The organism is Nitrospira sp. (assembly GCA_029194535.1).
In the GTDB taxonomy this organism is placed as follows: Bacteria; Nitrospirota; Nitrospiria; order Nitrospirales; family Nitrospiraceae; genus Nitrospira_C.
The window spans coordinates 542,984-556,267 of sequence record JARFXR010000002.1; the positions used below are offsets into that span (position 1 = coordinate 542,984).

Annotated in this window: 16 protein-coding genes; 5 read left to right on the forward strand and 11 right to left on the reverse strand. The window is 58.9% G+C overall.

Features of this window, described 5'->3' with window-relative positions; genetic code table 11:
• Positions 1–27: 27 nt before the first annotated feature.
• The 11 genes from P0111_14065 to P0111_14115 form a co-directional block, all read right to left on the reverse strand.
• The gene (locus tag P0111_14065) at positions 28–852 is read right to left on the reverse strand and encodes a molybdopterin-dependent oxidoreductase (protein MDF0645151.1); all 825 of its coding nucleotides are present in this window, start codon (positions 850–852) and stop codon (positions 28–30) included.
• The gene (locus P0111_14070; protein ID MDF0645152.1) at positions 842–1,753 is read right to left on the reverse strand and encodes a cytochrome b/b6 domain-containing protein; all 912 of its coding nucleotides are present in this window, start codon (positions 1,751–1,753) and stop codon (positions 842–844) included. The genes P0111_14065 and P0111_14070 overlap by 11 nt, the downstream gene beginning before the upstream one ends.
• Positions 1,754–1,785: 32 nt before the next feature.
• On the reverse strand, positions 1,786–2,070 hold the full coding sequence (locus tag P0111_14075; GenBank protein MDF0645153.1) for a hypothetical protein: 285 nt from the start codon (positions 2,068–2,070) through the stop codon (positions 1,786–1,788).
• Entirely contained in the window at positions 2,067–2,273 is a 207-nt protein-coding gene (locus P0111_14080) for a hypothetical protein (protein MDF0645154.1), read from the reverse strand. Before P0111_14080 ends, P0111_14075 begins: the two co-directional genes overlap by 4 nt.
• A gap of 115 nt (positions 2,274–2,388) precedes the next feature.
• The gene (locus tag P0111_14085; protein ID MDF0645155.1) at positions 2,389–2,688 is read right to left on the reverse strand and encodes a type II toxin-antitoxin system RelE/ParE family toxin; all 300 of its coding nucleotides are present in this window, start codon (positions 2,686–2,688) and stop codon (positions 2,389–2,391) included.
• Positions 2,689–2,970, reverse strand: coding sequence for a hypothetical protein (locus tag P0111_14090; GenBank protein MDF0645156.1), 282 nt, complete (start codon positions 2,968–2,970; stop codon positions 2,689–2,691).
• Between the two features lie 624 nt (positions 2,971–3,594).
• Positions 3,595–4,242, reverse strand: a complete 648-nt coding sequence (locus P0111_14095; GenBank protein ID MDF0645157.1) for a site-specific DNA-methyltransferase — start codon at positions 4,240–4,242, stop codon at positions 3,595–3,597.
• Positions 4,243–4,611: 369 nt separating this feature from the next.
• The gene (locus tag P0111_14100) at positions 4,612–5,715 is read right to left on the reverse strand and encodes a glucose 1-dehydrogenase (GenBank protein MDF0645158.1); all 1,104 of its coding nucleotides are present in this window, start codon (positions 5,713–5,715) and stop codon (positions 4,612–4,614) included.
• A 91-nt stretch (positions 5,716–5,806) separates the two neighbouring features.
• Positions 5,807–6,841, reverse strand: coding sequence for a cytochrome d ubiquinol oxidase subunit II (gene cydB, locus P0111_14105; protein MDF0645159.1), 1,035 nt, complete (start codon positions 6,839–6,841; stop codon positions 5,807–5,809).
• Between the two features lie 9 nt (positions 6,842–6,850).
• Complete coding sequence (locus P0111_14110) at positions 6,851–8,191, reverse strand: cytochrome ubiquinol oxidase subunit I (protein ID MDF0645160.1); 1,341 nt, start codon at positions 8,189–8,191, stop codon at positions 6,851–6,853.
• Positions 8,192–8,233: 42 nt separating this feature from the next.
• A complete protein-coding gene (locus P0111_14115; GenBank protein ID MDF0645161.1) occupies positions 8,234–8,545 on the reverse strand; it encodes a hypothetical protein in 312 nt (103 codons plus the stop codon).
• 98 nt (positions 8,546–8,643) lie between these two features.
• On the opposite strand from P0111_14115, the gene P0111_14120 reads away from it, so the two are divergent.
• The 5 genes from P0111_14120 to P0111_14140 all read left to right on the forward strand — a co-directional run bounded on the left by P0111_14120 (position 8,644) and on the right by P0111_14140 (position 13,230).
• A complete protein-coding gene (locus P0111_14120) occupies positions 8,644–9,003 on the forward strand; it encodes a hypothetical protein (protein MDF0645162.1) in 360 nt (119 codons plus the stop codon).
• Positions 9,004–9,306: 303 nt separating this feature from the next.
• Entirely contained in the window at positions 9,307–11,157 is a 1,851-nt protein-coding gene (locus tag P0111_14125) for a hypothetical protein (GenBank protein ID MDF0645163.1), read from the forward strand.
• A 47-nt stretch (positions 11,158–11,204) separates the two neighbouring features.
• Positions 11,205–11,429, forward strand: coding sequence for a serine hydrolase (locus P0111_14130; GenBank protein MDF0645164.1), 225 nt, complete (start codon positions 11,205–11,207; stop codon positions 11,427–11,429).
• Positions 11,383–12,045 (forward strand): serine hydrolase, encoded by a 663-nt coding sequence (locus P0111_14135; protein ID MDF0645165.1) that lies wholly within the window; start codon positions 11,383–11,385, stop codon positions 12,043–12,045. The genes P0111_14130 and P0111_14135 overlap by 47 nt, the downstream gene beginning before the upstream one ends.
• Positions 12,046–12,231: 186 nt before the next feature.
• On the forward strand, positions 12,232–13,230 hold the full coding sequence (locus P0111_14140; GenBank protein MDF0645166.1) for a glycosyl hydrolase family 17 protein: 999 nt from the start codon (positions 12,232–12,234) through the stop codon (positions 13,228–13,230).
• The last annotated feature ends 54 nt before the right edge of the window (positions 13,231–13,284 follow it).

Here is a 13,284-nt window from a genome sequence, read left to right on the forward strand (position 1 = left end):
TCGACCTCAACCTGAACCTCGACCTTCCTAAATTCCGGCGTACCATTCATAGCCTTGGTCTTCCCAATACCCGCCTTTCCCGCCGGCGATGCCTTCGAGGGTTTCGACCAGTTGGATTCGCGTCACATACTTCGCTTGCTTGTAGCCGAGTTGGCGCTCGAACCTGAGACGCAGTGGCGCGCCATGCGGAACATCCAGCGGCTGATCGTTCAGTTCATAGGCCAGAATTGTCTGGGGATGAAAGACATCAGCCAACGCCATGCTCTCGTAATAGGAAATGCCTTCGTCGTCCACGTCGGCACAGTAGAACACGGCATACTTGGCGTTCGGCAAGGGCTGGACTTGGCGCATCAAGTCGCCCAATAACGCGCCGGTCCATTTGCCTATCGCGCTCCAGCCTTCGACGCAATCATGTCTGGTAATCTGTGTCCGCGCCGGCATCTCTTTGATGGCCGCGAGTGAAAAGCTGGTCGGATTGGATACGAGCCCATCGATCGTCACATCCCAGTCCGCGAAATCATTTCGCAGCGCCTGGGCATAGGCCTGCGTACCCGGATCGGTATTGCCGTTCGCGGGAAATACGGCCGAGAGATCCGACTCCGTGTATTCCTTGGCGAGCGCGTTGACCGGCGTGATGGCCCGTTGGGCGAAGTTGGTCAGCTTCTCCGCCCTATTGAGAATGTTCGGAAACCAACTGCTTTGCGTCAGGTTGTCGCAGCCTGCTAGCGCAAGCAAGCTGGCTGCGCCGACGGTGCCCTTCAAAAACTGGCGGCGTTTCATGGCCGTCTTCGGTTGTGCTCCTGCAAGATGTTCAAAGGAAGCGTCCTGGTTCAATGACTTTCTAGGTTTCATGGTTGACTCCCTCATGTCTAATGACGAACCATCCGGTGATCATCGAGCGGATGTTGTTGAAGAACCCTGTCAAGATCACCTGTGCGACGTGAATGACGATAAATCCCACGAATGAGAAACAGGCGACGAAGTGAATCGTGCGCGCGGCTTGGCGTCCACCGAAGATCGTCAACAACCAGGGGAACGCCGTATCGATCGTCGGCGACATAGTCAGGCCCGTCAACACGATCAACGGCGCGAGGCCGAGGATCACGCCGACATAGGCCAGTTTCTGCAGCACGTTGTAGCGCTTGGCTTCGTCGCCCATCGGATGACGCAGGACAATATGGTCTTTCACCGCTTGCGGGATCTGTTTCAAGTCACGGCCGGTCGGCAAGAGATCTCTCTTGAAGTGGCGAGTGACGAAGGCGTAGGTCGCAAAGATCACTCCGTTGATCACGAAAACCCAGGCAAAAAAGAGATGCCACTGCCGTCCCATCGCAAGCCAACGTGCGCTGGGCACCGTGGCCCATGCCGGGAACGCGCGGCCGGACCCATTCGAATAGCCGAGCACGCCGGTCGTATCAAATTGGCGTCCTAAGACCGTCGTGACACCTCTCATCTCGCCGCTGTCGGTCCTCATCGGACGGATCGAGAGCAACGGCCGGTCGCGATCTGATCGATCGCCCCAATAGAGCGCCGGATGCGCGTTGAAGATTTGCAAGCCGCTTCCGATCAAGATGAACAGACAGACGACGTTGAGCCAATGGGCAAGCCGCACGGGAAGCTTGTGTCGATAGATTCGTTCCTTGAGGGCTCCGGCTGGCGCGGGGCGCATCGGCTCAGGTTTCCGCTCCGGAGACGGAATCGCATCTCGCCCTGGACTCTGCGTATCCAACTCTCGTTCGATCACGGTGACCATGATGATCTCCTCTCGTGAGTGCTCTCTATCGGCTACTTGCCCATCGCTCCTTTCATCTCGCCTTTCATCTCATCGTGTTTGGGCTTCATGTCTCCCTTCATCTGGTCGTGCTTGGCTTTCGCCTCACCCTTCATGGCATCCTTCTCCCCTTTCGTTTCGCTCGACGTTCCCTTCATCTCCTCTTTCATCGCGTCCCCGTGCCCCATCGCGTCGCCTTTCATCTCATCCTTCATCTTGCCCATCTCGTCGGCAAAAGAAAGAGAACCGAATCCTGCCAAGCTGAGAACCGCAACCATCGCCACGAATATCCCTTTCATGGAAGACCTCCTCTTGAATGATGGAGTGGAGTGAACGTAACCATGATACCCTTCACAGGTTTCATCTCCGTGAAGTAGCCCGCCGGATCGTAGCCGGCGATTGCCGCGCCGCCACGCTCGAAATCTTCGTCGGCAGAAGCCTGCACGGCGCAGGTTGTTGCATACAGAATCGTGAGAAACCAACTCTTGAGCGGGGGTCTCATATCGAAGTCCACTCCCGCTGGCTAGAGGAATGTCGGTCGACGAGGCTTGTTCTTACAGCAGGATGCGAAGGAAGTCAGGTCTGTTTGATCCAGTGATGGAGGCGAGTCGCAAATTCTACTTGTACGTCTGTTCGTTGCGTTTGGCGAGCTTGAGCAGCACCACCTTCCTGCGTTGGTCATCCACGTCGTACAGGACCCGGAAGGGGCCGACGCGTAAACGAAACTCGGTGGTGAAGTGTGAAGCGACCTTGTGGCCGGTAAGCTCTTTCATCCGCTTTCCTTCCGGCCTTGGGTTGACGGCGAGAGACCGGACCGCGCGAACGACGGCTTCCCTGTAGTCGGCGGGGATCTTGGTCAACGTTTTCTGAAACTCGCGTTCGACCCGTTCGCTGGGGAACACGACCTGGTAGGGCAACTATAGCCCCATCTTCTTGAAGAGACGCTCCGCAGGAACGGCTTTCTTGTCCGCGTACTCGGAACGGGCGCGTTCGATTTCAGCAAGCAGCCTCTTGTTCTTCAATTCGTCGAGGGATTCGACCAAGTCCAGCATGTCCTCGTACGGCACGAGAAATGAGACCGGCTTTCCATGCGAGAGCACCATTGATGGAGATTTGGAGCGAATCAGCTTCGACAGTTGAGCCTGTGCTTCTCGAACATTGACCGGTTTGGCTTTCCTCAGAATGTTTGCCGAGTTCATGGCATCGCTCCCACTGTATGGCAATTGTATAGACCGTAGCAGCTTCGAAGCGGCCCTGCAAGTCCGCATGGGAGGGCTGTACGGCGATCCGGACATCGCAGCGACTTCGTCAGAACTCGGAGACCGTGGCCTGCCTGCACTGGCGTTCCGGCCCAAGTGTACGAAGGAAGGAGCGGTTCGGCTGACGAACGACGCGCGGTTCGGATGCACCATCATGCGACGAATGGCGGATGCCCTCGGTTTCGCTCGCGGTACCTCTCGGAACGGTTCCAGCCGCCTCACCATCTCGGCGGCGCGCACAAACATGGCGCTCGTTATTCCTCGCGCCGTGCGCCCTTCTGGAATTCCCTCCGCTGCGATCATACGATCGCAGTGCCGTCAGTCAGTTCCAGCTTTCCTTCCCGGCCAAGCCTCGGCGGATGCCTCGTTCCTCCGGTCATGCTCGCTTATCCGAGGGCATCCTAGATTGAAGGGAGAGGGCATTTCTCATCGCGCAACCGGTCCACCCGAACCGGAAATGAGGAAATGCCATCTCGCAACTCGCAGATAGGCTTACCATGGCTACCCATGAACAATGGACATGCGTGTGGAGGGAATTGGAAGGGGTGAGTAGGTCTAGCGCGGTCAATCGAACAGTGATACGAGATTCCCTTCTTCGGCCCTCTGAGCAGGATCTGCTTCAAACGGGAGGAGATTCTCAAGGTTCCTCTTGTCGAAACGAAATCGGCTTCCCGCTAGGTAGCTTTCGTTCAGCTCCATTGCAATCCACTTCCTGTGTTCTCGTTCACAAGCTTCGCCGGTGGTATTGCTCCCAGCAAAGGGATCAAGTACCAAGTCTGATGGGTCTGTGAGGAATCGGATGAAGAAGGATGGCACCTGAATTGGAAATCTTGCAGGGTGCGGTTTGATTCCGGCTCTCTTGCAAGCCTCCATATAATAACCATTGCTGTCGTTGTTTCCGAAGGTCAGCAGGTTTGGCGGAATCGCTCCCCCGTTATCTCGGAACTTATCCGTGATGTTGTGACCGGAAGGACGCTGTTTCGGCCTATAGCCGCGTGTATTTGTTCCGTCCTTTGAGTTTCGTGTCTTCTGCAACTCAACCTTATAACTTGGCGGTGTACGAAACAGCTCTTTGCTTCTGATGTTCTTGCACTCGATCTTGAGCCGATGACCGTGGTATTCGACCGCAAAGTCCGGTTCACCGTCTTTGTCCGACCAATGATAGCTCGAAATCACGCCATTGGTCTGCAGAACGGTGGGTTCTCTCGGCAAGCTCTTCCTGTGTCCACCCCTTCTTCAATCGGAGCCGGCGGACCTGCCTGCCAAACCGCTGCTGAGGTGAAGGCATCAGGCATCAGTACAGATATGGCAGCCGATCAGTCTAGAGACTATGAGTATTGTCGCGGCGAGTCAACCGTCACTGGCGCGCATGATCCGGCGCATGAGGATGGTGGGGCCGGCTGCGACATGCGATGGGTTGCATGGTTCTGTCGGTGCGGTCTGCCGCAGGCGAGATGGCGAGCACTGTTCGAAGCTCCGGTCGGACGAAGTCTCGATCGGAGCGAGTTGCGGAGCCAAGGCGCGACAGAGCCATGCGGGTTAACACGTCGCCGGAGCGAGCGGTCCCACCATCCGCACCTTCTATTCGTAGGCCACGTTCACATAGACTTTGATGGCCTGTTTTTCCGTCGTCAACGTCCTCATCATCTCTTCATAGTTTTCCAATCCCGTGACTGGATGGGTCAGGAGCCTCGGAAGCCAGCCTGGGAATTCGAGCTGCGCCCGCGCAAAGTCATACACGCCGGCCTCGAAGTACTCCCTGTTGGCATTGACCGTCCCGACGACGAGCTTGTTCCCCAACACGAAGTCCAGGTTGATCTTGTCGGCTGGGATCGGATGCTGTCTGTCTCCGCCGGTTACGCTGGCAAGGATCAACACGCCGTTCTTCCCCAACGACTCCATGGCTTCAAACACCACCGGTGAATAGCCGGTCGCTTCAAACATCAGATCGAACGGACCGAATCGTTTCGCTGCTTCACGGATCGACAGATCATCCGTCGAGATGTATCGCACGCCGAGCTGCGCCAAGAGATCGAGATTCCGAGACGGCCCGCTCTGTTTGCCGAAGCTCGTCACGTCGAGTCCCTTCATCTTCAATGAAAGGGCTGCGAGCAATCCCACGGTCCCAGCGCCCAACACCGCCGCTTTCTTGGGCCGCCAGATTTTGAATCGCCGCTGCGCCTCATAGGCCTGGATGATCCCCTTTTCGATGATCGAGGTCGGTTCGAGCAGGACAGCCACATCTTTCAGTCCTCGCGGGATCTTCACCAAATATTCCGGATCGTCGATAAAGAGTTCCGTCAGGTAGCCATGGCGCAAATTGATGCCACGCTCATAGTAGGTATCTTCCAGCGTCATGTCGTACTGGCCGACTTGATCGTAGAAACTTCCGCCGGGACGACGAACCGTCGGGACGACATAGTCGCCGGGCATCAACTCGGTCACGCTCGGCCCGACCTCAAGCACCCGGCCGAAACACTCATGGCCGATCACGAGAAAATCGTAGCCGGGAGGCGCCTGCCCGTATTCCGCCGCGTTAATCTCTTTGTCCGTCCCGTCGACACCGACGCGCAAGACCTGTACGAGCACGCCGCGTCCGTTCGGGATCTCATGGACCGATGGCTTGGGCAGTTCGGCGAGATGGATCGAATCGGGTTTTCCAGGGATGACGGCGACAGCTTTCATGGTCTATGTCCTCATGGTAAATAGGTAGGGATGAGCCATTGCCGATCAGTCGGACAGCGGAGGGAAATCTTACCGTCAGTTGAAGGGTGAATCAGTGCGAGGAGGGATGGACTTTGCCCCAGAACAGCCGATGGGCATAGACCTGGTAGGCGATCACCAGGATGAACCCAGGCAAGAACCACCAGAGACCGGCGTGCATGCCATAGATTCCGGCGGTCGCATTGCCAACCGTCAGACTATGCGATGGGTCGGTCGTCGCGATCAGGATGTTGGGATACGACCCCCAGGCCGTGCCGGCCAAGAACGCGAGGATCATGACGCAGGAGGCATAGAATGCGTAGACGTCATGCTCGCGACGTCGCAGGACGATTGTGGCCACCAGCGCGCCGATACCAAGGAATGGCAACACAGCGCCCATCGGATGGGCTTCATAGTTGTGACTGAACGACGGCTGAACGAACGGGACGGCAGCCAGCACCAGCACCACCGAGCCGACCGTGGCAAAGCCGGCCAGTCTGGCGATGGTCCTGGCCTGCGCCTGTAGCGAGCCCTCGGTCTTCATCGCCAGGTAATTCGCGCCATGGAGCGCAAGGATTGCCGCGCTGGTGAGTCCGGTCAACACCGTGAACCAATCCAGAATACCCGGTTCCGGCCCCGTCATGAAATTCGTCCAGAGCGCCACGAAAAAGTAGCCGTCCTGGTTGAGCGGCACCCCGCGGATGAGATTACCCAACGCCGCGCCGAACACGACAGCCAGCAGCGCACTCGCGCCGCAAAACGCGAGATCCCAGAACTGTCTCCAGAGGAGATGGTCCACATGCGACCGCAGTTCAAGCGCGAGTCCTCGGGCCATGAACAGCCATAACACGATGATGAGCGCGAGATAGAACCCGCTGAACCCGGCGGCATAGGCCCTGGGAAAGGCGAAGAATAACAGGCCGCCTGCCGCGATGAGCCACACTTCATTTCCATTCCAGACCGGCCCGATTGCACCCAAGGCAGTCACGCGCTCCTCTTCCGTTCTTGTCACGAGGGGATAGACGAGGCCCACGCCGAAGTCGAAGCCATCGAGCAGGACATAGGCCCCCAGCATCAGCGTCACAGCGATGTACCAAAATGTTTCCATCTTGTCCGATTATGCCGTACCGCCGTTCGGACTGCCGGCCGGCCCCTGTCGAATCGTTTCGAGGAACAAGAAGAGAAAAAGAATGCCGAGCAACAGATAGAGTCCAAGAAAACCCAACAGGGTGAAGAGCGCGTTGCCGGAATGCACCAGCGGGGAGGCGCCCTCGGAGGTGCGCAGGAGACCATAGACCAGCCAAGGCTGGCGGCCGAGTTCCGCCGTCATCCATCCGGCCGTCGTCGCGATATAGGGGAACGGCGCCGACAGCACGAGGAGCCACAGCAGCCAACTGGCGGTGAAGAGTCGACCTCTCCACAGCCACAGCAACGCGAGCCCCATCACGCCGACGAAGATGGTCCCCAACCCCGCCATGATGTGGTAGGAGTAATAGAGGAGCGGCAGGTTATCAGGCCAGTCGAGACGCGGAAACGCGTCGAGTCCTTTCACCTTGGCATAGATCTCGTCGTACACCAAAAAGCTCAAGGCACCTGGCACAACGAGCGGATTGTCGATGGTCATCGTTTCCATGTTCGGCTGACCGATCAATAACAGCCCGGCACCCCGTTCAGTTCTGAAAAGCCCTTCAAACGCCGCACCTTTCACCGGCTGATACTCGAAGACCTGTTTGGCATTCCCATCGCCCGTCGGATAGATCATCAGCGCGGCCGCGCCGCAGCCGGCCACCACGCCGATGCGAACAAACGTCCGGGCGTACTCCTGATGGACTCCCGAGAGCAGGTAGAGCGCCCCGACGGCCGCCATGACGAACGAAGCAGTGACCACCGCCGCCGTCATGTTGTGCGTAAATTGCCAGAGAAGCCAGGGATTGGTCAGCAATCCAGAGAGACTGTCGACGAACAGCCGCCCGTCCGGCGCGACCGTGTAGGCGACGGGATGTTGCATCCAGGCGTTCGTGGCCAGGATGAAATAGCCGGAGAGCCAGGAGCCCAGAAAGAGCATCAACGACGCGAACCATTGCACGCCACGACTGAACCGCTTGTCGCCGTACAACAAGATGCCAAGAAACGAGGACTCCAGAAAAAACGCAAATAGCCCCTCCATCGCCAGCGTTTGGCCGATGACGCCGCCGGCGAAGTTGGAAAACTTCGCCCAGTTGGTGCCGAACTGAAATTCGAGCGGAATGCCGGTGACCACGCCGAAGGCGAAGCTCAAGGCGAAGATCTTGGTCCAAAAGCGAGCCACCAGGTGGTAATGCTCGCCGCCGCCGAGGAGCGCCTTGCTCCTCAAGTAGAACAGCAACAGTGCCAGCCCCATCGTCAACTGCGGAAAGAGATAGTGGAAGGTGGCGGTGATCGCAAATTGCAGGCGGTCATAGATCAGCGCACTTTCCATGAAGGCTCCGTGCTGATGGATCAAGACGTGGAGGGGCGTTGACTAACCCGCGCCGTCCCCACCATACCCGAATTGCTTCGGCTGCCGCAAAGGATGGTGGCGTTGGGCAAAGTATTGGCGGAGACGCGCCTGTTCAGCCGGAGGGAAAACCGGTCTTGGGAGGAGTGCCGTCGCCTCTCGAACGAACGCGATCTGGTTCACATAGGTACGGCAGCCGGCGCAGACGGCCAGGTGAACATCCATACTGACTCTTGCGGAGTCCCGGATATACTCCTCCAGATAGGCAGTCGTACACTCCACAACTTCGCGGCATGTCATCATCCGTGCGGCCTGTTCGGATGGATCGGCTGCCATATGCAGACTCTCCGGTTGACGTCTTAACCGTGAGTCGGCGTTCCAGCCCGTTTCTTACACACAGCCTGAGGGTGTGACCGACGAGCACACTGGAAACCTTGACCACGACCGGACGCACAGGCCAGACCTTTTCCTTTTCGTTTGATGACGAGAGACCTGCCGCTCTCAATCACTTTATCGACAAGGCGGAGCAGATTTTGGCTCAAGGTGGTGACGCATACTTTCTTCATGGCTTACCCGTACATCTCTCTCGACGGCCTTTCTTTCAGCCCGGCTTCACAACCGCCTTCAATCATCAGATGATCAAGTTTCCACTAGAACCTATCTCAAAATGGGTCTTCCGGTCAGAACTGGTCATGCCCGCGAAAGCGGGCATCCAGAATGACCTGATAAGACTGGATTCCCGCCTGCGCGGGAATGACGACCACAGATCCCATCCCATCATGAATGAAATTTGAGATAGGTTCTAGAGTTCTTCCTAGTGGCCTGCGGGATGAGAGGCCCCTAGGGTGCAACCTGTAACAGTTAACAGTCTGTCTTTGGAGGAAAGGCGGGGGGTGGTAGCGAGCTTCCTCAGCGCCTTGCTTCAGATCTTTTGGCCCAAGCCGGCGGGGATATCTGCTGAGATCGCGCAACCAGTCGAGGAGCGCAGTCCATCAGCGGTCGACCGAGCTACGACGAGAAGGTCCAGCCGGCTTGGCCGGATTGCACAACGATGAACGCCGACCTGACGGCCCTGCAGGTCGGCAAGGCCGATCCACATGACATCTCCGAGCAACAACCCCTTCAGTGACCTCCAACGTGCCAGGGAGGATCTGGAAAGCGCGCTCAAGCGCGGCGATGCCCGCGCCGTGGAAGCGTTGCGGGTGCGGTACGACGTGCTTCAGCAGCGCTGGCGAAGCGGGGCGCAAAGTCGGATCGAGCAAATGCGACAGACAGTCGCCGCGCCGGCTTCGCCCGCGTCGTTGCACCCGCAGTTGTATCCGTTTCCGCCGTTGTCGATCACCTCCGGCGTCGGCCTGTGTCTCTCGGGCGGTGGTTCTCGCGCGGCGTCCGCCTCGATGGGCGAGCTGCGCGGACTCCGCTCGCTGGGTCTCCTCAATCGAATCTCGGCGCTCTCGACGGTGTCCGGCGGTTCGTGGGCCGGCGTGCCGTTCACCTATCTGCCGGCGGACATTTCGGACGATGAATTTCTGGGCGGCGTCGTTCCAAATCCGGGCGACCTGACCTGGGAACACCGCTCCGGCGAAGATCCGGCGCAGGCGTTGGACACCTTGTCCGATCACGCGCTCGGCAGCCTCTGCACGCGCATCGGCCTGGTCGAGTTCCTCGCCGAGGCCGCCGACCTTCTTGCCAAGTACCGCGACTCGCCGCACGTGCTGTGGTGTCGGGCGGTGGGCGCCTTGATTCTTGAACCCTTCGGCCTCGGCGATATCACGCAGCAAGGGTCTCCCGCGACCTACTTCAGCTCAACTCCGCAGTGGCTGGAGAGCGTGATCCTCGGCGACGGGCGCAATCCGACGCTGAGCGCCGCCGACTTTCACCTCGTCCAGAAATCAGGAAGACCGCATCTGATCACGAACTCCACCATCTTTTCGCCGACCGGCGTCCATCTGCGCCGGCCCGCGCCGGGCAGCCCGCCGCTGGAGCCCTACCCGTTCGAGGCTTCCGTGACCGGCGCGGGGGTTCCGTTACCGCTGCAAGGAGGTGTCGGCGGAGGCACCGTCGATTCATTTGCCTTCGGCGGTCAAGCGCCGGCGGCCCCGCCGGCACAGAACCGCGTGCAGGTTCCGACCCCGCCGCAGCGATTTTCTTTATCGGACATCGCCGGCACCAGCAGCTCGGCGTTCGTCGGTCCGTTGATCCAGTATTTCTACGCGCACTATCCCTGGCTGGAGGAGATCGATCCCGTGTATTCCTACTGGCCGGTGATGACGGCCGATCAGACGCCTGCGCAGCAGTATTTCATCGGCGATGGAGGGAATCTGGAGAACACCGGCATCATGGCGTTGCTGAGACGAAAGATCACTCGTATCGTCGCCTTCGTCCATGCGCTGACGCCGCTGTCCTGGGACCCGGTCGCCAAACAGGTCGTGGTGGACAGCCAGCTCCCGCCGCTGTTCGGCCTGCAACCCAAGGTGGCGGGACAGCCGTATCAGCCCTATCCATCGTCTCCGGCTCCGGTCTCATCCTCCGCTGCGCCGTATCGGTACAACCAGGTCTTTGACCAGCAAGCCTTCTATAGTTTGATCGATCACCTCTGGCAGGCGCACCAGGCCGGCGGCTCGGCCATCTGCAAGCAGACAAGGCTCACCGTGCAGGACAACCCACGGTTCGGCATTCAAGGGGTCGGGCCGGTGGACGTGCTCTGGGTCTACACGAATCCCGTCACGGCCTGGCTCAACCAATTGAGCCGCACGGTCCGGCTCGGGATGGAATTCGAGCCGCTCCTCTATCGTACGTTTCCCAACTACGACACGTTCTTACAACTGCGCCTGGAGTCTCGGCAAGTGAACCTGCTCGCGCACCTTTCCTGCTGGAATGTGATCAACGAACAATCTATCGGCGGCTTCCCGGCCAATGCGCAATTGTTCCGGGAGCTGTTCGGATAGGTCGGTATTGTCGATGTTAACTGAAACGAGAGGAGAGGGTGCTGCACATGACCACTGAAATCACGCCGGACCAGGCCACAGCGGCGCTCCCGGAGCTGGAGAAGCTGGCCAACGAGCTCCGCAAGAACACAGGCGTGCCCGGCCTAGCTATCGCCGTGGTGTATCACGATCAGGTCGTCTATGCCAAGGGCTGTGGACGCGGACACCGTGTTTCAACTCGCTTCGATGTCCAAGCCGCTGGGCTCGACCGTGATCGCGGGGCTCGTCGGTGATCGCGTGGTGACATGGGACGATCGCATCATCGATCACGATCCCGGCTTTCACATGCATGATGCGTCCGTGACGGCCGCGCTCACGATTCGGGATACATCTGCCCATCGGAGTGGGTTGCCGGATCATGCGGGCGACTTGTTGGAGGATATGGGCTATGACCGCGCGGAGGTCTTGCGCCGTCGCCGCGTCCAAGGCTGCCGGGACATCGTGGGAAACGCTCTCCGACGAGCGGCTGTATCAGCGATTGGGCATGAGTGCCACGAGGTCCCGCCTGTCGGATTTCCTGGCGCGCCCCAATCGCGCGCGCGGTCACGGCGGACGCCGCCGCTGGCAAATGTCGTCTATCTCGGCACCTACGCGAACGATTTTTGCGGGAAGCTTGAACTCGTCGTGCAGGACGGCAAGCTCACGATGCGCCAGGGACCGAACAAGTCGGCGTATCCGCTGACGCGCTATGATCACGATAGGCTCTACTATGAGACGGCCGGTGAAAACGCGGTCAGCTGGAGCGGCGTCACGTTTACCGTAGGCGTCGATGGCAACGCCGCCGGTGTCGTCGTTGAGAATTTGAACCAAGATGGGTTGGGCATGTTCACACGCATATCAGACAAATAACTCAAACGAACTCCTCCGTCGCGCCACCATGAAGTACGCCACTCTACTGCTCCTGCTCGTGAACACTACGGTCCAACACATCACCGCTCTGACTGCTGTCCAATTCACAGCTATTGCCTGTGCAGCACCTCCGTGAGATCCGGCCAAGGCTGAGTTATCGAGCGGACACCAAAGGAGGACACGAGCATGGCACCGACGTATCTTGGAATAGCGTTTCAACCCTATGCGGGACAGTGGACCGGGACGCCCCCTCACGCCTCAACACCCCTCTGGAATTCGTACAGCCAGCAGGATATTGCCCGCATGCTTGCGGTCATCGCGCCTGCTTTCGACAAGATCAGTACATACGGGATGGGCTATGCAGGCTATTACCAGCCCAGTACACCATGGAATCAGGTCGATTCCAATTGCCGCATCGCCGGCGCGGCGGCGCAGGTGAATCGGCAGCAAGGCAAGCTCGTGATTGCGGTTTCACAGGGCATTTATCAGCAGCCGACGCCGGAGTTGCAACAGGCGGAGATCGCCGCCGCGTTTGCCGCGGCGCAGGCGGCCAACTCGGTGTTCGCGAATACGGTCACGACGTTGGTTTTCACCAATGAATACGTCACCGACGCGACCACGACCAGCGCCGTCACGGCGATGCTCACGGCCAACAAGGCACAGGCGAAGAATCTCAATCTGAAAATTGGAGTGCGCTCGCAGACCTTCGGACAGCTCACCAATCCGGCCTGCCCCTATCTGACGCAGCTGCAGACGCTGGTCCAGAATTGTGATGTGATGCTCTGCAATCTCTACCCGCCGAATCCCCCCGGCACGATCCGAGACAGCGTCCAGAACATCGCCCAGGCCTTCGACAGCATCAAGACCGCCGTCGCCGGCCTGAATCCACAATGTGAAGTCATGATCGGCGAGACGGGGTGGCCATCGGCGGGGATCAGTTTCAACAATTCGGTGAACAATGTGGCGAATGCCCAAGCCTACTACGAGGCGATCAAGCAGTGGGCCGTGCAGCGCAGCGTCATGACCTACTATTTTGAGGCGATCGACGAGCCCTGGAAAAGCAACCAGAATGTCACCGTTCCACCGACCGCCCCGTGGCAAGGGCCGAACGGCGCCGAAGGACACTATGGGATCTGGTCTCTCGACGGGCAGCAGAATTATACGCCGAAGTTTCCAGCCTCATAGAGATGGCGACCCGTTAAGGAATCTGTCCCCTGTTTCGCTGACCCGCCTGTAAGA

Coding starts and splice junctions, on each gene's coding strand:
- P0111_14070 (MDF0645152.1), bottom strand. CDS start 1,753: ATGGTCACCGTGATCGAACGAGAGTTGGATACGCAGAGTCCAGGGCGA.
- P0111_14090 (MDF0645156.1), bottom strand. CDS start 2,970: ATGAACTCGGCAAACATTCTGAGGAAAGCCAAACCGGTCAATGTTCGA.
- P0111_14110 (MDF0645160.1), bottom strand. CDS start 8,191: ATGGAAAGTGCGCTGATCTATGACCGCCTGCAATTTGCGATCACCGCC.
- P0111_14140 (MDF0645166.1), top strand. CDS start 12,232: ATGGCACCGACGTATCTTGGAATAGCGTTTCAACCCTATGCGGGACAG.
- cydB (MDF0645159.1), bottom strand. CDS start 6,841: ATGGAAACATTTTGGTACATCGCTGTGACGCTGATGCTGGGGGCCTAT.
- P0111_14130 (MDF0645164.1), top strand. CDS start 11,205: ATGACCACTGAAATCACGCCGGACCAGGCCACAGCGGCGCTCCCGGAG.
- P0111_14135 (MDF0645165.1), top strand. CDS start 11,383: ATGTCCAAGCCGCTGGGCTCGACCGTGATCGCGGGGCTCGTCGGTGAT.
- P0111_14125 (MDF0645163.1), top strand. CDS start 9,307: ATGACATCTCCGAGCAACAACCCCTTCAGTGACCTCCAACGTGCCAGG.
- P0111_14100 (MDF0645158.1), bottom strand. CDS start 5,715: ATGAAAGCTGTCGCCGTCATCCCTGGAAAACCCGATTCGATCCATCTC.
- P0111_14080 (MDF0645154.1), bottom strand. CDS start 2,273: ATGAGACCCCCGCTCAAGAGTTGGTTTCTCACGATTCTGTATGCAACA.
- P0111_14065 (MDF0645151.1), bottom strand. CDS start 852: ATGAAACCTAGAAAGTCATTGAACCAGGACGCTTCCTTTGAACATCTT.
- P0111_14075 (MDF0645153.1), bottom strand. CDS start 2,070: ATGAAAGGGATATTCGTGGCGATGGTTGCGGTTCTCAGCTTGGCAGGA.
- P0111_14115 (MDF0645161.1), bottom strand. CDS start 8,545: ATGGCAGCCGATCCATCCGAACAGGCCGCACGGATGATGACATGCCGC.